11 protein-coding genes and 5 pseudogenes are annotated in these 19,742 nt (G+C 62.9%); 11 read left to right on the top strand and 5 right to left on the bottom strand.

The window, feature by feature from the left end; genetic code table 11:
- Positions 1–54: 54 nt before the first annotated feature.
- Positions 55–763, bottom strand: a pseudogene (locus BLQ75_RS24835) (IS5 family transposase); the annotation flags it as partial.
- A gap of 500 nt (positions 764–1,263) precedes the next feature.
- On the bottom strand, positions 1,264–2,373 hold the full coding sequence (locus tag BLQ75_RS22465) for an ABC transporter substrate-binding protein (protein ID WP_092604668.1): 1,110 nt from the start codon (positions 2,371–2,373) through the stop codon (positions 1,264–1,266).
- A gap of 205 nt (positions 2,374–2,578) precedes the next feature.
- On the opposite strand from BLQ75_RS22465, the pseudogene BLQ75_RS24000 reads away from it, so the two are divergent.
- Positions 2,579–2,863 (top strand): annotated as a pseudogene (locus tag BLQ75_RS24000) (IS30 family transposase); the annotation flags it as partial.
- Here BLQ75_RS24000 and BLQ75_RS24350 read toward each other — a convergent pair.
- Positions 2,799–3,751, bottom strand: a pseudogene (locus BLQ75_RS24350) (IS3 family transposase); the annotation flags it as partial. The pseudogenes BLQ75_RS24000 and BLQ75_RS24350 sit on opposite strands and share 65 nt — an antisense overlap.
- Before the next feature lie 385 nt (positions 3,752–4,136).
- Between BLQ75_RS24350 and BLQ75_RS22445 the strand changes: the two are divergent.
- The 10 genes from BLQ75_RS22445 (at position 4,137) to BLQ75_RS22400 (ending at position 16,909) form a co-directional block, all read left to right on the top strand.
- Positions 4,137–5,411, top strand: a complete 1,275-nt coding sequence (locus BLQ75_RS22445) for an ATP-grasp domain-containing protein (RefSeq protein ID WP_092604666.1) — start codon at positions 4,137–4,139, stop codon at positions 5,409–5,411.
- An 86-nt stretch (positions 5,412–5,497) separates the two neighbouring features.
- A complete protein-coding gene (locus BLQ75_RS22440; protein WP_092604665.1) occupies positions 5,498–6,940 on the top strand; it encodes a phenylacetate--CoA ligase family protein in 1,443 nt (480 codons plus the stop codon).
- Positions 6,937–7,899 carry a dipeptide epimerase gene (locus BLQ75_RS22435; protein ID WP_092604664.1) on the top strand — a complete coding sequence of 321 codons (963 nt, stop codon included), beginning with the start codon at positions 6,937–6,939 and terminating at the stop codon, positions 7,897–7,899. Before BLQ75_RS22440 ends, BLQ75_RS22435 begins: the two co-directional genes overlap by 4 nt.
- Positions 7,900–7,901: 2 nt before the next feature.
- A complete protein-coding gene (locus BLQ75_RS22430) occupies positions 7,902–9,242 on the top strand; it encodes a serine hydroxymethyltransferase (RefSeq protein ID WP_092604669.1) in 1,341 nt (446 codons plus the stop codon).
- 11 nt (positions 9,243–9,253) lie between these two features.
- Positions 9,254–10,411, top strand: a complete 1,158-nt coding sequence (locus BLQ75_RS22425) for a pyridoxal phosphate-dependent aminotransferase (RefSeq protein WP_170837638.1) — start codon at positions 9,254–9,256, stop codon at positions 10,409–10,411.
- Positions 10,408–11,367, top strand: a complete 960-nt coding sequence (locus BLQ75_RS22420; RefSeq protein ID WP_092604662.1) for a D-isomer specific 2-hydroxyacid dehydrogenase family protein — start codon at positions 10,408–10,410, stop codon at positions 11,365–11,367. The genes BLQ75_RS22425 and BLQ75_RS22420 overlap by 4 nt, the downstream gene beginning before the upstream one ends.
- Before the next feature lie 98 nt (positions 11,368–11,465).
- Entirely contained in the window at positions 11,466–12,719 is a 1,254-nt protein-coding gene (locus BLQ75_RS22415) for an FAD-binding oxidoreductase (protein ID WP_170837637.1), read from the top strand.
- Between the two features lie 3 nt (positions 12,720–12,722).
- On the top strand, positions 12,723–13,997 hold the full coding sequence (locus BLQ75_RS22410; RefSeq protein ID WP_092604660.1) for a hypothetical protein: 1,275 nt from the start codon (positions 12,723–12,725) through the stop codon (positions 13,995–13,997).
- 87 nt (positions 13,998–14,084) lie between these two features.
- On the top strand, positions 14,085–15,443 hold the full coding sequence (locus tag BLQ75_RS22405; protein ID WP_170837636.1) for an MATE family efflux transporter: 1,359 nt from the start codon (positions 14,085–14,087) through the stop codon (positions 15,441–15,443).
- A gap of 257 nt (positions 15,444–15,700) precedes the next feature.
- Positions 15,701–16,909 carry an ATP-grasp domain-containing protein gene (locus tag BLQ75_RS22400; RefSeq protein ID WP_092604658.1) on the top strand — a complete coding sequence of 403 codons (1,209 nt, stop codon included), beginning with the start codon at positions 15,701–15,703 and terminating at the stop codon, positions 16,907–16,909.
- 242 nt (positions 16,910–17,151) lie between these two features.
- On the opposite strand, the pseudogene BLQ75_RS22395 reads toward BLQ75_RS22400, so the two are convergent.
- Together BLQ75_RS22395 and BLQ75_RS22390 are read right to left on the bottom strand one after the other, a co-directional pair.
- Positions 17,152–18,035: pseudogene (locus BLQ75_RS22395) on the bottom strand (IS5 family transposase).
- A 143-nt stretch (positions 18,036–18,178) separates the two neighbouring features.
- Positions 18,179–19,470 (bottom strand): annotated as a pseudogene (locus tag BLQ75_RS22390) (IS256 family transposase).
- Positions 19,471–19,742 lie beyond the last annotated feature (272 nt).

The following is a 19,742-nucleotide window of genomic DNA, read 5'->3' as shown; positions in this document are numbered from 1 at the left end:
GAGGCTGGTGGGCAGGGTGTGGAAGTCGTGGTGGAGGTCGGTGCGGCGTTGTCATCGGGTTGCCGGGCGTCGGAACTGGTGTCGCAGTGCCGGGGTGTGTTCGACGACCCAGCGAACGGGCTGGTTGGTGTCACGGGTTGTACGTCGACTGATGAACGGTTGTATACCTCGATTTCGCAGGTGGGCACGATAGGTGTCGTGGTCGTAGCCGCGGTCCGCGACGAGCACGTCGAGTGTGCGGCGCGGTCGCCCGCGTCGCCCGCGTACCGGCGGGACCTTCTCGACCAACGACAGCAGTGGGGTGATGTCGTGCCGGTTGCCACCAGTGAGGAGAGGGTGGCCAGCGGAACACCGCCGCCCTCGCAGATCAGGTGGCGCGTCGAGCCGGTTGTGCCCCGATCAACGAGGCTCGGCCCCGCGGCCGCGCCCCCCTTTTTTGGCGCGAACGTGCGAGGCGTCCACACACGCCCGCGACCACTCGATCTGCCCGGCCGCGTCGAGTTCGGCCAGCAGCACCTCGTGGAGCCACTCGACACCCCCTGCCTCCTGCCACTCCCGCAGGCACCGCCAGCACGTCATCCCCGAGCCGAACCCCAACCCCCTGCGGCAGGTCCTCCCACCCGACACCGGTGACCAGCACGACCAGGATGGGCTGCACCACCTGCCGATCCGGCAACAGCTTCGGCCCCGCCCGACTCGCCGGACACACCGGCACCAACGGCTCGACCCGCCCCCACAACCCATCCGAGCCCCCACAGCACAGCCACCCCCCACGATCACCCCAGCCCGGCACCACCAACGTGTTAAGGGCTCTTACTGGGACCTCCGAAAGATATAGTCGACGAAGAAGGAAGATTGAAGGGACACCAGGACACAGCGGAGCAGTGCCGACCTGGCCAGTGGGAGCACGCACGCAAGACGCCAAAAGGAACTCGCTGCCACTCGACTGTCGGCTGAACGAATCGACGAGGCATCTGTCAAGATCCGAAATGGATCACCCACTGATGCCAACAGTCCAGACAGAGATCTTGAAGTCTTGAGTGGTGTACTTCCGTTGTAGACCTCATTTGATGATCCAGAGGAAGACCCTGACGCACCGCGTCATATGCTTCCACCCCACATCGCGTCGCATGTTCGTCCGGAGAAGGGAAGCTGGCGATACGCAGTCTGATCGGGCGAGTTCCGAACGGTCCGGTCAGGGCCACTCATCGCTGTGACCAGCACTATCGCTTCGTAGCAGACTGGTGAAGTTGAGTAACGAACTCAGCCGATGTGGAGGATTCGTAACCGGTCGGGTTCTGCCGGAGCCCGATCAACGACCTGGACCGGTGGCCAGGCCCACTGCCAAGTCGTGATGCCCGACGTACGGGAGAACCGGATCGGCCCGCGCGTACCCTCGACCTCCACAAGCGGCCACGACTCCGCGATGGTCGCCGGATCGGTGCCGTAGGAACGCAGCACCGCGGCGAGGACGGTGACGGTGTCCCAGCCTTCGAAGGCGACGAAGGACGGTGCTTCGCCCAACCGCTCGCGGAGCTTCTTCCCGACACGGTCACCGAGCGGGCCGAGGCACTCGGGCAGGTAGCGCAGGAACGGTATCCCGGCACCTTCCTCCCCCAGTATCGCCGCCCATTCACCGAACTCAGGTTGTCCAGCTGGAGCGCCGAGCAAGATCTCCGTGAGTCTCCGGTCGCCCCGGACGGCCCGGACGATCGGCACCGCCGGCTCCGGGTGACCGACCAGCAGAAGGAGCGCTGTCGCACCGTGCTCGACGATGGCATCGCACAAGGCATTCGTGGTGAGCGCACTCGTGTCGAGCTCGATGACGGTGCCGTCGGGAGCTAGGTGCTCGCGCAGTATGCGGGTGCCGAATGCCCAGTAGACGCTCGGCTGGGTCGCCACGGCGATCCGTTCCCGGCCCACGCGGCGGAGGAAATCCGCGTAGATCCGCCATCCGTGGGACTGAGCCGGGGCCAACCGCGCGACCCACTCCGTCGACTCGTCGGTGAGCGCGTCGAGCACCGCCGACGAGCAGAGGTACGGCACACCGAGGGTGTGAGCCCTCGCGGCGACGCTCTGAGCGACGACGCTGTGGTACTCGCCAACTACAGCGGTCACTCCTGAGTCCACCAGTTCGTCCACGGCCGCCGCGGCCCGACCAGGATCGGCCGCAGTGTCCCGGACCACCAGTTCCAGTGGTCTGTCGTCGATCCCACCGCTGTTGTTGACCTCGCGAACGGCCAGCTCGATTCCCGCAAGCAGGTGTCGGCCCGCCTCGACCCAGCCGGGCCGCGTCAACGGGACGAGAACCCCCAACCGGACGGACGCTCCGTCCGCGCGCTCCGCTCCGACCAGAGAGAGTGGCGCGTTCATCGGATGGTGTCTCCTCTGATCGTGCTCTGCGGAAAGAGTCAGCTGTGTTCGGCCAGTGTTTCCAATTGGGAATTTCAGCGTAGCGGTCAAGGTCCGGGTAGGGGATCACTCCGTCGGGTAAGAATGCGGGCGCGGGGAGCCGGTGTGCTTCCTTCGGTTACCGAAGGTTGATGCACGCCGGATCGGTGACTGCCCCCACCCCGACCTGTGGAAAACCCTCACCTGGGGTCAAGGCAAAGAAATGGCCCAACATGCCCAATTCACCATCGACTCAGGCATCCCCGTCTACTTCTGCCCACCCGGCACTCCCTGGCTGCGGGGCAGCAACGAAAACACCAACGGACTCCTTCGCCAATACCTACCCAAACGCACCAACCTCACCCAAACCGACCTCGACCACGTCGCCACCAAACTCAACACCAGCCGTCGACCCATTCGGCCGTGGCGAGCTCGACCTGCTCGACGGTGCGCCAGGGCTTGCGGGGTTTGATCAACTCGGTCTTGTAGAGGCCGTTGATCGTCTCGGCGAGTGCGTTGTCGTAGCTGTCACCGACGGTGTCGATCGACGCGTCGATGCTGGCGGCGGCGAGGCGGTCGGTGTAGGTGATCGATGTGTACTGACTGCCGGCGTCGGTGTATTGCACGAGTCCAGCCAGATCCGCCCGGCCGTTCCGGTTTCTGGTCCAGATGGCCTGCTCGATCGTCTCCAGCACCAGATCTGTGGTCATGTTCGTGCTGGTGCGCCAGCCGAGGATGCGGCGAGGTAGGCATCGATGACGAACGCGGCGTAGACCCACCCCGACCATGTGGAGACGTAGGTGAAGTCCGCTCCCCACAACACGTTGAGTGCGGGCGGGTTGAACCGACGCTGCACCAGGTCAGCCGCCCCCTCGGCGGCAGGATCGCTGATCGTGGTGCACTTGTGGCCTTCCCACGTGTCGCCCCGTGCAAGCCGAGCTCGCGCATGAACCGCTCCACCATGCAACGGGCCACGCGGATGCCCTCCCGGTTGAGTTGCACCCAGACCTTTCTGACCCCGTAAACACTGAAGTGGACCTCGTGCACCCGGTGATCTCGGTTGTGAGCTGTTCGTCATGGCGGTCCCGAGCCGAGAGCGTGCGGGCCAGCTGGTCATAGTAGCTCGATGGGGCGATCGCACACCCGTGTTCGGACAGCACGGTGCAGATCGACTCGACACCCCATCGCAGGCCATCGCCGTCGCGATGACCTGCGATGCTCGCGGAGAAACGCCACGATCACCGAGACGACCGGTCGAGCTCGGCCGCATAGAAAACCGAGCCCGCCTACTGGCTTGCCCCGAGCACCTCGGCCATCGCCGCCCACTCCGACTCGTGCTGCCCCGCACCTCACCGAACATGCGAACCGCGCGCTCACGCGGCTCCGGCGGATATCTCCGCGACGTGTTTCACGACATGAGACCTCATCCTTCCCAAGGACTGAAGCCTCCAGACACATGGGGGCGACTTCATAGTACGCCGCTTCGTGGGCCACGAACTTGCCGAACCATACCCAGCTGCTGTCGCAAGAGATCGGGCGTGCGGCTGCGTCCATCTCGCGCCCCACCCTGAAGGCCCAACTGGGAAAAACGCGATAAAACAATTTAATAACAAGCAATATCCATACTGCCATGTTGCACCCTCACAATAACTTGTGACATAAATAACAAATCGTCGATTTGTCTTTTTGGTGCGCATATGCCGTGACAAAGTGCCCAAGCAACAGAATCAGCTAGGCAAGGATTGATGGGCGAGACAAGTCAAGCTTTGAAAGATGACGATTTAGCCATTCTCGTAGTAGGCAAGGGCTATAGCGCCTACCGCGGCTACGCTCTCGAAGAGTTGCGGGACGCCGGAGTTCGGGTGTATCTGTGCGACGACGAGGAGCTGGAACCTGGAGAGGCAAATCTCATCGAACGCATGCTGTATGTCGACTTCGAACGGCCGCCGGAGCAGGAGGCCGAACGGTTGGCTGACCAGATCGCGGACACGCAGTTCGACAGGAGTCTGTGCTATATCGAGAGTCTCTTGTCATGGACCGCGGAGTTCTCGCAGTTCCTGGGGATCGCGTTCTCGGATCCGGAGCGGATGCGCGCGGTGCGTAGCAAGTATCTTATGCGGCGGGCGTTTGCCGATGCCGGGCTGGCTACTCCAAATAACCAAGTCGGGGAACCTGCCGAGTTACTCGCGACCGACCTTACCTTTCCTCTAATCATCAAGCCGGAGCAAGGGCATTCCAGCATCGGCGTCGAAATGATCGGGTCGCACGAACAACTGACTGAATACTTTGGCAGGGACAACAACGCCAAGGCCGACCGCTATGTCGTTGAGCAGGTCGTTCGCGGCGTCGAGTACAGCGTCGAAGGCTATACCCACGACGGTAAGACGGTTGCTACGGGGCTAACCACGAAGTTCAAGACGGAACCCCCCTTCTTCGAAGAGCTGGGCCAGTTCTGTGCTCGAGGGGTCGACGTTACCGAAGCGCAGCGGGAGCTGTTCACTGCGGCTGTGCGCGCGGTCGGGCTGGACTCATCGATTTTCCACTTCGAGTTCATGGCCGACAACGCAAGCCTGACGCCAATCGAGCTCGGGGCCAGGATGGGCGGGGACAAGATTCCGTATCTGCACCGCCGCGCGACCGGGCGCAGCCTGCTACTAGAGTATCTGGGCCGCCCTGTGTCATACCCACGCACGTCGGATCCCGGAGTGGGAATTGTGTTCTTCGTCCCCCGCGAGCCGGGCATGGTTCCCGAAGCGTTCCCCCCTGCAGAACTGCGGGCCGAGTTGGGGGAAAGCTTCATCGAGTGCGGGCCGGGCAAAGTCGTGCTCACCACGCCGGACGACTTCTTCGTCCGGCTCGGGTTCGCGGTGTTGACAGCACCGACCGCCGAGGAATTCGTGGCCAGAGCCAACGCCAAGGTTGAAATGTTCGAGCAGGCTGTCGGCATCGGGCTGCATCGGCTGCGGTTTGACAGCCTGGATACGTCAGCCGGATTCGGCCCTGTGTCCGCGCACGTCTGAGCCCGGCGCATCACTCTTTACTGTGCTGCCGTCGCTACGGGTGCTCGGACCTTTAGCGCGGCAACTGCCAAATACGAAGGAATACGATGATTCTCTCACGAACGTCCGGTTCGCTCCTGGGTGACACCGTAGTCCGGGATGTCGAGGCCGAGGCGACGACAAACGATCGGATCGGACCGTATTTACGCCGCAACGACCGCGCGGTCCGTGAAACTCCGGCCACTCAATTGCGGCTACTGCGCAAGTGGAAGCATGATCGGCAACGGCTCCACGCCCGTGTCGGCGCGGACCCCGAGCAGATCTCGGAGTGGCAGCTGGAGTGGGTCCGGAAACTAGTTGACTTCGCTTACGCCACCATACCCTTTTACCGTGACCTGTACTCGGCCGCAGGGTTCGAACCGGGTGCGGTAGTGTCTTGGTCGGACTTCGAGCAACTGCCCGTGGTCTCCAAGCAGATGCTCGTCGAGGCCGAGGTCGGCCCGCAGTTGAGCGCTGATCCCACGAGAGCTCACAGGCTGCATTCGGCGCGTACCTCGGGATCCAGCGGCCTGAATCTGACCATATATCAAGACGACGCCAGCGTCGATTACCGTGCGATGCTCTACATGCGCCACTGTGAATTGTATCTTGGCGATGAGTTAGCCAGTGATGATTGGCGGTACGGTGTCTATTTCGCCGCTGAGCGTTTCACTTCCCTGCTGGGGGAATATCCCTTTGTAACCGTTTCTCAGGAGACCCCGACCGACTTGTTGCTTCAGCACTTGTCGGAGGTGCGCCCACGCTTGGTGCTTTCTTTCCCGAGTTACCTGCAGCGGCTCGCTGCCGAAAACGTGGCACTTGACCAGTTCGGCGTCGTGGCGGTCGGAACCAACTCTGAGCGCAGCAGCCGCGAGGAGCGGCAACGCTATTCTGAGGTCTTCGGCGTGCCGGTGCTCGACGAGTACTCTTCCGAGGAGCTGTCGTTGATCGCTCACGAGTGCCGCGATCGCCGTTATCATTTGGTGGAGGACAGCGCCTACCTGGAGGTCGCCAACCCGGACGATCAGGGGTTCGGGCGGCTGGTAGGAACCTCGCTCGGCAACTTCGTCATGCCGTTTATCCGCTACGAGCAAGGCGACGTGGTACGGCTGGAGGACAGGGGCACGAACGCTTGCGAGTGCGGGACGACCTTCCGCACCATCGACTCCTTCCGAGGTCGGGAGGACGAGGGTCTGCAAGACGGTCCGAACAGGACAGTTCCATCCGACGTAGTGCTCGGTCTGTGCGATAGCACTCTGGTCGTCGCCGAGTCCAACGTGCGGCAATACCAGATTGTTCAGGTTGCCCCCGACTTGGTGCAGCTACGGGTTCAGTTGTCCGACCCGACGCATGGTACGGACAACCCGCTGATCCGCGGATTCACCGAGGGCCTGCCTACGCTGTTTGAATACGCGTGGGTGCGCGTCGAGGTCGTCGAGACCGAGGACTTTGACACCCTCGTCTCCGGCAAGAGGCGGCTGATCTACGTTGAACCTGGGGCACGCGCATGAGGGCCGTCGAAGTCAGCAGTGCAGATCGGCTGCTTAAGAAGCCATTCCGGATCGCGGGCGAGGAGCATTTCGACGTCACGACCGTGACCGTGTCCATTACCGAGGACGGACACACAGGGCGCGGCGAGTGCAACCCCTACTCGGTACTCGGTTGGACCAAGGATCGGGTTCTTGCCGAGATCGAGCGAGTGCGTCCGGCGCTGGCAGTGGGTGCGGACCGGGTGGCGCTGCTGGACCTCGTCCCGCCTGGGCCAGCGCGCAATGCGCTTGATTGCGCGCTGGTTGACCTGGAGTGTCGAACCCTCGGCCAGACGGCTGGCGAGATATTCGGCATCGACGCCACCGGTCCGGTGGTCTCGGCGATGACCCTGGACATCGGCGCGAACGCGGCCGGGGCCGTCGACCTTCCGGTAGTGAAGATCAAAATTGACGACGCATCTGACCCGTCGGTGCTTGCCGAACTGCGCCGGGTCGCCCCGACGGCGACAGTGCTGGTCGACGCGAACGGCAGCCTCGATGAGGACGGACTACGACAGTGGCTCCCACACCTGGTTGAGCATGGCGTCAGCGTGCTGGAACAACCGATGCCTCGCGGCTGCGATGACGGGTTGATCGACGTGAAGTCCGAGGTATTGCTCTGCGCTGACGAAAGCTTCCAGACCGCGCGGGATCTGCATGATTGCGCGGGCCGCTACGACCTGGTGAACATCAAACTGGACAAGATCGGCGGGCTCACCGCGGCGGTGGGTGCCGAGGCAGTCGCCCGTGGGATGGGGTTGGGCACGATGGTCGGCTGCATGATGGGGACCTCCCTGTCCGCCGCCCCCGCCTGGTGGCTGGCCCAACGTGCCCGTTTTATCGACCTCGATGGTCCGACACTGCTCGCCGAGGACATGGACAACGCGATGACCTGGACCGTCGGGGCGATCTCGCGTCCCGACGTACGCCTGTGGGGGTGATCATGCCGGATCGGAACTCGCCGTGGCCGCTGCTGCGTGACGAACTGTTCGCCAGCGGCGCGCGACAGCAGACCTACGAGCGCTCAGTGGTCAACTTGATCGCCAGTGACAACATCGTGCCGGGCTGGCGCGCGAATAACCTGCCCTACCTCGGTGACATGGTCCAGGAGGGCATCGTGCGCAAGCGTCCGTTCGCTGGCGCCGGGATCCACGACGAACTCGAGCTGCTGGCAGGTGAAATCGCCTGCAAGGTTTTCGGCGTCGACCACGCCATCCTGCAGTCGCACTCGTGCAGCCAGGCCAACCAGGCCGTCTACCACGCATTGCTGCGGCCAGGTGACCGCGTGCTGGCCTTGCGGTTCCGCGCCGGTGGACACCTGACCCACGGCATGCGGACCAATTTCTCCGGTCGCGCCTACGAATTCGAGTTCTACGGCGTCGACCAGTTCGGGGGCATAGACTACGACGCGCTACGTGAGCATGCGCTGCGCTTCCAGCCAAAACTGGTTATCTGTGGCTCGTCGTCCTACCCGTGGCGTTACGACATCGCCCGACTGCGGGCAGTCTGCGATGAAGTCGGCGCAGCACTGATGCTGGATCTGTCACACGAGGCTGGACTAATCGCGGGCGGAGCGTTCGACTGCGACCTGGGGATGGCCGACGTCGTGACTATGTCGCTGGACAAGACGCTGCGCGGCCCTCATGGCGCGGCCGTGTTGTGCCGGGCAGAACTCGCCGAGCGGATGGATTCCGCTGTGCATCCGGGCACCCAGTCCAGCTTCCCATTGCGTCGGGTCACCGACGCAGCCGCAGCCCTCTTGGAGAGCCAGACCGCCGCCTTTACCGAGTACACCAGCCGCTGCTTAGCACTGTCGCGTCACCTGGCCGAGCAATTCCGCGCCATCGACCCCGACTCGGTCATTGGCGGCGGCGACAAGCACTATCTGCTGCTGGACACCAAGCGAGCCTTCGGCCTCGACGGTCACGCCGCCGAGGTAGCACTTGAGAGTGTCGGCGTGCTCAGCAACCGCCAATCGCTGCCGACTAATGACACCGATCGGCTTAAGGACGCGGGCGGACTGCGCATTGGCACCGCCTGGTTGGCGTCCTGCGGTTACGACGAGCAGGACACCGAGCCTCTCGCAGACGTCATCACGGCCGTTTTGCGCGGCACGGATCCCGAAAAGTGCGCTCGGGCGGTGCATGACCTCATAAGCCGTGAGCGGCCACTCGACGTGCGTCGCACCAGCCAACTCGACTGGTCACTCTCACAAGCACTGTCGCCTGATTCAGGCGAGATAAACCATGTGGGGACAAAGAATCGAGAAAGCACCGAATCATGAACACAGTACGGATGACCGTGGCGCGCACCGCCGACCCCGCGCAGCGCAAGACGCTGACGGACTACGAACAAATCGGTTTCAGCGTCGAAGCTAACCTTGCCGACGGCCACGCCTATCAAGGCCTGAGCCACAGCCAGGCAGAGATCGTAGAGCGAATGAGCGACCTGTGGGCATACTCAGAGGCTCAGTCCATTCCGGAGTCCACGCAAATCTACGTGGATCGTTACGCAGATCTGATCGGATCGGCATATCTGCCGGATGCCTCTACTCACCTAATTCTACCGACTGCGTCGAACTCGATCGACCTGGTCGCCGCCTATCTGAAGCTGCGTCATAGCCGGGTCCTGCTCACTCATCCCACCTTTGATAACCTGGCCCTTATCCTACGGCGCCGTGGCGTCGATCTGTATCCGGTGACTGAGCCTGAGGTGGCGGGCGCGCTGCCACTGGCCCCGAAACTGGCCGAGACCGACGTCCTGTTCCTGGTGAACCCCAATAACCCCACAGGGACCAACCTCAGCAAGGAACGATTCGAGGAAATCGTGCACGCCTGTCTGCGCCACGACGTCATGCTTGTGATCGACACCAGCTTCCGATTATTCTACCCTCAAAACTGGGATGATTACCAGATCCTCCACGAAAGCGGCGTTTCGTTCATCCTCTTCGAGGACACCGGCAAGGTGTTTCCTACACAGGACATGAAGGCAAGCCTGTTCACATGCTCACCTGATAATCGCGCCGCGCTACACGAGATCTACAATGAGATCTATCTATGCGTTTCGAAGTTCACGCTCGCCGTGTTGGGTGATTTTTTCGACAACGCCCGCCGTGAGGGACTGGACCAGTCGGTGCACTCGCTCGTCGCGCAGCGACGATCGAGGGCCCGTGAAATGTTAGGGGAAGAAGTAATCGACCCGACAGCACGCGACAGCCGGATCAGCGTTGAGTGGATTTCCACTTCGAATATCGGACAATCCGACAAGACCGTCACGGCCGAGTTACACGAGCGTGGGGTGGGGGTTTTGCCAGGGCGTGGGTTCTTCTGGAATCGCGCTGACGAAGAAGCGGGGGTCAGTAACATTCGGATGAGCCTTATGAAGCCAGAACCCGAATTCGAGCGTGGCCTGGAGATCCTGGCCAACTATTTTGCGGAGGTGACGCACCGATGACAACAACAAAGACATGGAAGTTGATCGTGTCCGGCGGATCAATGCCTACACAGCTGATCGACTACTGTAAACACAACGAGATCGAGATCGATCATTTGGAATCAGTTCCGCCAGACGACGAGCTGCGTCGCCGGGTCTCCGGCGCCGACTTCTACCTGCACGGCGGCGACGAACGGCTCTCGGCCGAAGTTCTGGACGCCGCGCCGTCACTCAAGGCGGTGTCGTTCCTCGGTACGGGCGCAGGTTCGTTCGTCGACCTCGACGCCGCGCGGGAGCGCTCGGTGCAGGTGCTGACCACTCCCGGGGTCAACAGCGCCTCGGTGGCGGAGTTCGCCGTCGGCCTAGCACTGGGATTGCAGCGACGCATCTTCGCTGACCTACAGGGCCGGGGAAAGACCTCGCGCGCGTCAACTGAGCTAACCGGCTCAACTGTCGGTGTACTGGGCCTCGGCGCGACCGGTACCGCATTAGCGCGCCTTCTGACGGGCGGGTTCTCCTGCGAGGTCCTCTACCATTCGCGCACCCGTAAACCTGACGTCGAGGCCGAGCTGGGTGTCACAGCGGTCGATCTCGACGAGTTGTTCACACGGTGCACCACGGTGTTCGTCTGTGCCTCACTCACCCCGGAGACGACCGGCCTCGTAGGCGAGGCACAGCTCGGTGAGTCCGGACCGGACTTCCTAGTAAGCACCGCTGACCCTAAAGTCGTTGACCCGGCGGCTTTGCGCATGGCACTGGAGTCCGGCGCGCTGTCCGGGGCGACGATGGACGGCTATTACACAGAGCCGCTGCCCGTGCCTGCCGAGGACGAACACGGCCTGCTGGCGCTCGACACGGTGTTCGCCACCAGCCACATAGCCGCGTCCTCGGAGAACGCCTGGAGCCGGATGGAGGACATGGCTGTCGACAATCTCATCATGACCATAGAGCAGTCGACCGCGCAGGCACGGCGATGAGTGATCTAGTCAGCGCGCTACGTCGAGTTGTGCCAGAGATGTGCCTGGTCTCGCCGTCCACCCCGGAGTACGAGCAGGCCAGGCTAATCTACAACCGTATGCACGACATCCGCCCTGCCGCTCTTGTGCGCAGCCTGGACCCGTCGGTTCTACACTCGGCGACGAAAACGGCTACGAGTCTCGGGGTCCCGATCGCGGTGCGCAGCGGCGGTCACCACATCGGTGGGTTCTCCACAGTCGAGGACGGGCTGGTCCTCGATTTTTCCCCGTTCCGCAACGTCGTGTTCGATCCGGAGTCCGGCCTGGTGCAGGTGCGCCCTGGCGCCCGGCTCGGAGACCTGGACACCGTACTGGCCGCGCACGGCCGTTGCGTACCAACGGGAACGGTCAGCGACACAGGCATCACCGGACTAACACTCGGTGGTGGCATCGGCTGGCTGGTAGCGGGCTACGGTCTGACCTGTGACCACCTGCATTCCGCAGAGGTACTGCTGGCGGACGGTAGGGTCGTCGAAGTGTCTAGGCAGGCGCACGCCGATCTGTTTACGGCGTTACGCGGGGGTGGAGTCGGCGCGTTCGGCGTGGTCCTGAAGCTGTGCTTCCACACAGTGCCGCTCCCCAGGATTAAGGCAGGATCAGTGCGCTACCCGCTGTCCGACGCGACGCGCGTGCTCGGAGCCCTGCAAAAGCTGCTTGCCGAAGATACTCCGGAGACAGTCACCCTCGCACCGGTGCTCGATTTTCGGGGATCCACGCCAGGGCTCTCGGTCGATGTGTGCTGCCACAGCGACGACGAGCGCGACCTCGACCGGATCAGGACGATGCTCGGCGGCGACTGGTCTGATGTGTATGATCGTCACTATCCACAGTGGCAGTCTATATTAGATCGATCATTCCAGCCGCCGATGCGCGGGTACTGGAAATCCGTCCACTTCGACCGTCTCGACATTGACCCAGAGCTGCTGGCTGAGGCCATACGCGGCGCTCCGGACAACCGGTGCTCCATTCTTGTCGAGTACTACAATGTGGAAACGCTGCGCGCACACGCGGAGGGCTCCGCTTTTCCCCTACGCGACTCGCGGATGGGCGTACTGTTCTCCGCACGCTGGCCGGATCCGGCCCACGATGACGTGCACATGCACTGGGCCCGAAAATGGTCGATGAGAATAGGCGGTGGGGCCGGTGCGTATTCGAACTACTCCCAGGACACCGAGCACCAGGTACGGTCCAGCTTCGCACCAGAAACATTGGCGTCGTTCCGCGCGCTGGAAGCCGCGTACGACCCGGACCGCCTGTTCGCAAAAGGCCACCGAGCAGCGCTCGGTGACTCCGCCACAGTGGACCGGGGGTAGGACGTGCGCATCAACACCCAGGTCGTGCTCGATGAGATCACCGCTCGTTGCCCCAGTTCGTCGGCGTTGCTGCGCGACATCCGCGAGCCGTTGGCCGACTACGCTCGCCGCGTCTACACTCCGGATGCTCGGCCTGCAAACCCACTGTCGGCCGACGCTCGCGATCGGTTCGAAACCGCAGTGCGGCAGGAGCCAGGTGTCGACCAGACCGCGGCGCTATCAGTCATACAAACGGGGCCGCACTACCGCTTCGCCCTCGATGACGACTACTTCTCCAGCCTGGCCTTTTCGGTGTTGGGCTGTGCGGCGGCCGGGCAACGACAGAACGTCTTTTATAACTGTGCCACCATCACACTGGAGGAGCAGGTACGCCGTGGCCCGGCGTGGCTACGCGTCGACGGGGAACCGACCAGGGCTTTCGCCGTACCGAGGCGGACGATGGCCAAGCGCAGCGTGCTGCTCTATGATGAGCCGGTCAAGTTGGCCGACGAATTGGTCGAGCGCGTCGGCGCGCTCTCCGAACTCACAGGTCTGGGAATCGACCTGGACATGTTAGCGGGCAGACAAACGGTGCGCGAGCACATTTCCATGTTCAACCAGCAGGTATTCGACCGCTTTAGCGAAGCTAACGGTGTGTCGACAGCAGTGCTGGATGATTGGTTTTTCGCCGACCTACTGGCCGACTCCCTGGAATCGGACTCCTTGCTGGCGCGGCTGTTCGCTGACGGGCGGATTCTACGCGCGGTGCGGCTGCTGCACGCCCAGCCCATGTCGTCAGTGCGTCGGTTCGTACCCAACTCCACGGAGCTTTTCTGGCTCAACGCCGCCGGCAAGATCCGCCCGCTGCACATCGACGACGGGGCGCTACGCTCACCAAGACACGCAACGACAGTACCGTTCGACGTGGAATCCATCGCCGCTGCGCTGCGGGCCAGAGTGCTGGTGCCGAACCTATTTCTGGTTTTCTGCCTGTCATCGATCCTACCGCTGATCCGCACGGTCGGTGGCGCGTATCAGGCGGTTTACCATGAGGTCTTCACTTCAGCCGTGGCTACCGTGCTCGACGAGAACAAAGCAGACGAACAGGCACTGCAGCAGGAACTGAGACGGGCTTCACTCGTCGCATGGGGACACAACCTGATCAGCCGCAATCTGGTCGGTGCGGACGTTGCGGGTGCACGCCTCCCGGCTTGGTTGCCCAACACATCGATCGTCGATCTCAGCGATGATCTGAGCGCGTTCACCTGCGATGAACTGTGGGCCAAGTTGTGTGGTTGACGACACTGTACGAACAGGAGGATCAGCGGAGATTATGAGGACTCGATGACAGACACGCGGCAAACAAGCCAGACGGACGCTGCCGAAATGACCACACTGCGCAAGACCAGCAGTAAGCTCCTGTCTCTCGGTATCCCGCTAGCGATCGGCTTCGTGTCGCAGATGGCAATCTCGTTCACCGACGCCGCGCTCGTCACCAGGCTCGGAGCGGTGGAGATGGCGGGTACCACTCTGGCGCTGAGCGTGTTCAGCATCGTCATGCTACTGGGCTTGGGCATCGTGACTGCGGTCTCGCCAAAGCTGGCGGGCAGCTTCCGCGAAGGAGCTGGCGACGAGCTCCGTAACTGGTACGTCCAAGGGTCGTGGATCGCGGTCGGAATCGGACTCGTCGGGTCTGTCATCCTGCTCAACACCGGCGGAATCTTGACGCTGATGGGGCAGAGTCAGGAGCTCGCATCGGTCGCCCAGGAGTACAATTCCGGGGCGGCGTTGGGCTTGCCCTTGTTCCTGCTCTACGTCAATGCCCGCAGCACCATGTCGGCCGTCGGCCAGCCCAAGGCACTGGGCTGGATCATGCTTACTGCAGTCCCGGTAAATCTCGTCGTGGGCTACCTGGCGATCTTCGGCCTCGGCCCGTTCCCCGGGTTCGGCGTGGTCGGGGCGGGGTGGTCAAGCACGATTGTGCGGATGCTGGTCATCGTGGCCGCCATCGTCCTGATGCACCGCGGTCGGGCTTTTCGCAACCTGGCCCTGGGCAACGCGTCGCTACGGCCACGCCCTAAGCTGATACTGGAGGTAGTACGCGACGGCACACCCATCGGTGTACGAATTCTACTTGGCGAGGGTTTCCTGCCGGTGTTGGCGTTCTTCGTGGCCCGTTTCGGATCCGACGCGACCACCGCACACGCGCTCGGATTACGCCTGGTCTCTCTGATCGCGGTGATCGCCCTCGGATTCTCCAGCGCGGCGACGACCATGGCCGCTTGGGCACGTGTCGACGGCAACCCCAGAGCGCTGCATGCGCTACGCTCGGCTCTGCTGCTGGTGAGCGGCAGCTACGCCGTCGTACTCGCCGCCGTGACCACGATAGCGTTCGATTTCGTCGTCGACGTGTTGTTTGCTCTCGATGACCATTCGGCCGAATCCACACTGCGCGCACTTCTACCATTGGTGCTCACCTATTTTCTGCTGGACACGTTGGGTACAGTTTTGGGCGGATACCTCGTCGGGCTGCTCGATACGCTCGTGCCGATGATCGTGGTAATGATCAGTTTTTGGGGAGTTGGTTTGGGAACAGGCCTATTGTTGTCCGGACCAGCCGGAATGGGTTTCTACGGGCTGTGGGTGGGGATGGCTCTGGGCGCGGCGCCGGTCGCGCTGTTCAACTTCGTCCGCGTGACTTATCAAATCAAGATACTTCGGACTGCACACCTGGACGCCGCTTGATCCGGAGAACAGTGGACATGCCCACTCGAATCGAAGTGGTTTGACAGGGATACCGTGGGTTCGGCTGAGTGGACGTTCAACTGGCCCTCGTGTTTGGGAACAACTCCGGTTCACTTTCGAACACCGTTCGCCCCGAGGGCGGACCAGGTACGGCTCCCGCTCGCTTACCGTACTGCCACCCTCTCGACCACAAGCCCGGTCATCGGCCCATTAGCCGTCCTACACACATACCGCTCCACAACCGGAAGGAAACAATCATGACCGAGACGGTCCTGCTCGTAGGTGGCGGCGCGATGACCGAGGGCTACCTGCGCGCCGCCGACGCGGCGGGGGTCAGGATGGGTGTTGTCGACTCGCTCACGCGATGCAAGGAACTGGCCGACAAGTACTCCTGCGTCATCGACACAGAGTCAATCGACGGCCCGGCCGGGCGCGACGAGACGTGGCTCGCGCCAGCCATGACGTTGGCCGAGCGGTTACGCCCGGACGGCGTCCTGGGCTTTGCCGAACCGCATATACTGGCCGCGGCGATGGTGCAGCACCGCCTCGGTGTGCCCGGGCCCGGACTCGACGCGGTGGTGGTCTCACGAAACAAGGCGCTGCAACGGGCCGAGTTCGCACGTGCGGGGATCCCGCACCCCGACTACCTCCTCGCTCCCCGCCTCAGTGAAGTGACCGATTGGGTACTGCCCAATCTCCCTGTCGTTATCAAACCCCTATCTCACCAGGGAAGCCGAGGCGTCGAGCGCATCGACACCGCAGCGGCGTGGACCCAGGCTGCCACTGACCGCGCGGCCGAGGGAGTCCTCTTGGTCGAGCGCTACGTGGACGGGGCAGAATACAGTGTCGAGGCGTTGGTACACGCGGGTGAAGTCTTGTTCACAAATCTCACCCGAAAGGAGACGACGGAGGCGCCGAACTTTGTCGAGACTCTCCACGAGGCCGGCTATGCCAAAACGGCCCCGGCTCTTGCCGAAACAGCGCGGAAGCTATGCACGGACGTGGTCAACGCCCTCCGTATCCAGACCGGCATTGTCCATCTGGAGTTTCGCGCCTCGGACGAACAGAACTCGGTCATCATGGAGGTGGCCGTCCGCACACCAGGCGATCATATACTCGAGGTTGCTTCTCTGGCCGTCGAAAGCGACCTCTACGCTGCGATTCTGTGTCTGGCACTCGGAGGAAAACCAAATCTGCCGGACACCGCTCCCCGACGCACAGCTGGCACGGTCTACCTGGCTGCGGACCAGTCGGGAACACTGGAGTCACTGGACCTCCAGGACTGGTCGACCTTCCCGGAGGTAATCCGAAGTTACGCTCTTCAAGAGCCAGGATCCCTCGTGGGCCCACCCGTGTCCTCAGAGGACCGGCTGGCCTATGCTGTCGTCAACTGCGCCTCCCACGATGATCTGCTGTCAGTATCGACCCGCCTACGCTCCTGTGCACAGCAAATAATCAAACCATGAAGCATCCATGATCGGCCGGTCGTCCAGTTGTCATGAGCCCCCCGCAAGGCGCGGCTGACGCTATTGGCCGCATTGTGCTAGATGCGCCAAATCGAAATCACTGACACACTGATCGATTTGCTGGTCATCCTGGCACACAAGATCAACAGGAAAGCAGACCGCAAGACCGAACGCGAGCTTGCCGACAACCTGCGCGGGTGCGCGGCACGGAGGGCATCCTGTCCCGGCTAACCGAAACAGCGCTAGGCGGTGTCTGGTGATCTTGCGGTGAGGTCGTGGATCCAGGTGCGGATGCTGGCGACGGTGAGGGTGTCCTGGTAGATGGAGCCGCGGTTGTCGTAGTGGGTGGTCACGGTGCGGTGTTGTTTGAGTTTGTTGAAGCAGCGTTCGGCGGTGTTGCACTGTCGGTAGGTTTCACGGTCGAAGGCCGGTGGGCGTCCTCCGGTCGAGCCCTTGCGGGTGCGGTTGGCTCGCTGGTCCCGGTGTTCGCTGATGACGGCGACGATGCGACGCCGGCGCGGTTCGATGCGGATGGCGCGGCTGGAGTAGGCCTTATCGGCCAGGATCCGCCCGGGTCGAGTCCGGGGTCTGCCCGGGCTCGGATGTCGGAAAACGGATCCCACGCACCACCGTGGTGAACATGACCGAATCGGCCCGCTGGCCCGGGCTCGTGGTCGTCACGAGGGGGGCGGTACCGCAGATCGGCGGCCACATGGATCGTGGTGGTCAGCCCACCGCGGGACCGCCCCAGGGCTTCGCGCCCGTCGCGGTCGGTCCGGGTCAGCCAGCCCCCGTTTTGATCTGACTCGGCCGGAGGCTCGTGCCGGGCTCCCGCCGCGTGCTGATGCGCCCGCACGCTGCTGGAATCCACCCCGATCGTGGGCACATCCAACGCCTCGCCGGTGTCGGCATCGATGCGCAACGCCTCGGCGATACGGTCCCACATCCCATCGACCGACCAGCGACGATGCCGATCGTAGACGGACTTCCAGTTGCCGTAGCGCTTCGGCAGGTCCCGCCATGGGGTTCCGGTCCGTACGCGCCACAAGGTTCCGTTGATCGTCCTGCGGTGATCGTTCCACTGATGCCCGTGAACCGGATTGGCCAACATCAACGGCTCCAACATCGCCCACTCCGCATCCGTCAACTCATGCCGTTTGACCACACCCGCAGGCCTACCAGCACCCCACAATCAAGAGCTACCAGACAGACCCTCCGGAGAGCTCGGAGGGGAGTGTCAGGAGAGCGGTGTGACCGCGGTGCGGGTGGTTACTGATCCATGGTGGGGATGATACGGCCTTCGACGGTGATGGCGAACGCGTTCAACGCTGATTTCCGGCGGATCATCCACGCGCGACGGCCATTGCCAGTGGGGTCCAGCGATCGGATCGCCAAGTACAGGCACTGGAGAGCGGCCTGCTCAGTCGGAAAGTGACCACGGGCTTTGACCGACCGACGTAGCCGGGCGTTGAGCGACTCGATGGCGTTGGTGCTGTAGGGCACCCGCCGGATCTCCGGGCTGTAGTCCAGAAAGGAGACGAACTGGAGACCAGCTGTTGTCCCAAAGACGGACAATCGCCGGACAGCGCTCGCCCCACTTGTCGGCGAACTCGCCGAAACGGTCCTTGGCAGCGGCTTCGGTCGCGGCCGTGTAGACCGGCCGCAGGTCCCTGGCCATCGCGTCCCAGTACTTGCGGCTGGCCAGCCGCAAGGTGTTGCGGATCAGGTGGATCACGCAGGTCTGCACGATCGCCCAACGACCACGTCTGCTCGAGGGCCTGTGACAGCCCCTTTGAGCCCGTCACAGACCACGAAGCACACATCCTCGACCCCGCGGTTTTTGATCTCGATGAGCACTTGGAGCCAGAACTTCGCGTTCACCGCCTTGCCCGATCCACAAGCCCGAGAATGTCCCGTTCACCGTCGACGGTCACGCCCACAGCGGTGCAAACGGGCCGGTTGGTGACCTGCCCGTTGCGGACCTTGACCACGAGGGCGTCGATGAAGATGACCGGATACACGCGGCTCCCTGGACGGTCCTGCCAGGTACTCATCTCCTCGATCACGGTGTCGGTGATGGTCGAGATCGTATCTGTGGAGACCTCGGCACCGTAACCGTCGGCCAGGTGTGCTGAGATCTCTCCGGTGGTCAGGCCCTTGACTGCCAGCGACAGCACCCTCTCATCCACTCCCCGCAGCCGGCGTTGCCGTTTGCGCACGGTCTTGGGTGCGAACGAGCCCTCGCGGTCACGCGGTACCTCGAGCTCGACCGGGCCGACCTCGATCGTGACCGTTTTCGCTCGAGTGCCGTTGCGGAAGTTCTCGCCGTCACGGCTGGCCGGTTCGTGCTTGTCATAGCCGAGATGTTCGCTCCTCTCGACCTCGAGGCCGGTCTCGAGGACTTGCTTGGTCAACCGCTGCGGCAGCCCGCCAGGCCCGGCCAGTTCCACGCCCTCACCGGCAGCTCGCTGGGCCAACTGGCGCACCAACTCCGGATCCACCGGCGGCTGCACAACGACCGACTGCTGCGGCTCCTGCGCTGGTTGTTCGGTTGTACTCATCAACGCTCCCTTCCTAACCCGACCCGACCAGGCCGAGCCTTGCAGGCACCACAGTTACACCACCAGATCGACACTCCCCGTAGTGGTGATGGCCAGCCCCCGGAGCTGAAGCACGGGCAGTGTTCACCGCGATCGTGTTCGTGGTCACCAACGACTGTGCTTGACATCATCTGCCGCCCAGTTTCTGGATAAGTACACCGGGGAACGCATCGTTGGTTTCAACGCTGGATACGCCAATGACTCTAGGGCAGGTTGCACCGAGCGGTGCTGGA

The organism is Actinopolyspora xinjiangensis (assembly GCF_900104475.1).
GTDB lineage: Bacteria > Actinomycetota > Actinomycetes > Mycobacteriales > Pseudonocardiaceae > Actinopolyspora > Actinopolyspora xinjiangensis.
The sequence above is the reverse complement of the archived record's forward strand: the minus strand, read 5'-3'. Positions and strand labels throughout refer to the sequence as shown.

Coding starts and splice junctions, on each gene's coding strand:
- BLQ75_RS22465 (WP_092604668.1), bottom strand. CDS start 2,373: ATGAACGCGCCACTCTCTCTGGTCGGAGCGGAGCGCGCGGACGGAGCG.
- BLQ75_RS22445 (WP_092604666.1), top strand. CDS start 4,137: ATGGGCGAGACAAGTCAAGCTTTGAAAGATGACGATTTAGCCATTCTC.
- BLQ75_RS22440 (WP_092604665.1), top strand. CDS start 5,498: ATGATTCTCTCACGAACGTCCGGTTCGCTCCTGGGTGACACCGTAGTC.
- BLQ75_RS22435 (WP_092604664.1), top strand. CDS start 6,937: ATGAGGGCCGTCGAAGTCAGCAGTGCAGATCGGCTGCTTAAGAAGCCA.
- BLQ75_RS22430 (WP_092604669.1), top strand. CDS start 7,902: ATGCCGGATCGGAACTCGCCGTGGCCGCTGCTGCGTGACGAACTGTTC.
- BLQ75_RS22425 (WP_170837638.1), top strand. CDS start 9,254: ATGACCGTGGCGCGCACCGCCGACCCCGCGCAGCGCAAGACGCTGACG.
- BLQ75_RS22420 (WP_092604662.1), top strand. CDS start 10,408: ATGACAACAACAAAGACATGGAAGTTGATCGTGTCCGGCGGATCAATG.
- BLQ75_RS22415 (WP_170837637.1), top strand. CDS start 11,466: ATGCACGACATCCGCCCTGCCGCTCTTGTGCGCAGCCTGGACCCGTCG.
- BLQ75_RS22405 (WP_170837636.1), top strand. CDS start 14,085: ATGACCACACTGCGCAAGACCAGCAGTAAGCTCCTGTCTCTCGGTATC.
- BLQ75_RS22400 (WP_092604658.1), top strand. CDS start 15,701: ATGACCGAGACGGTCCTGCTCGTAGGTGGCGGCGCGATGACCGAGGGC.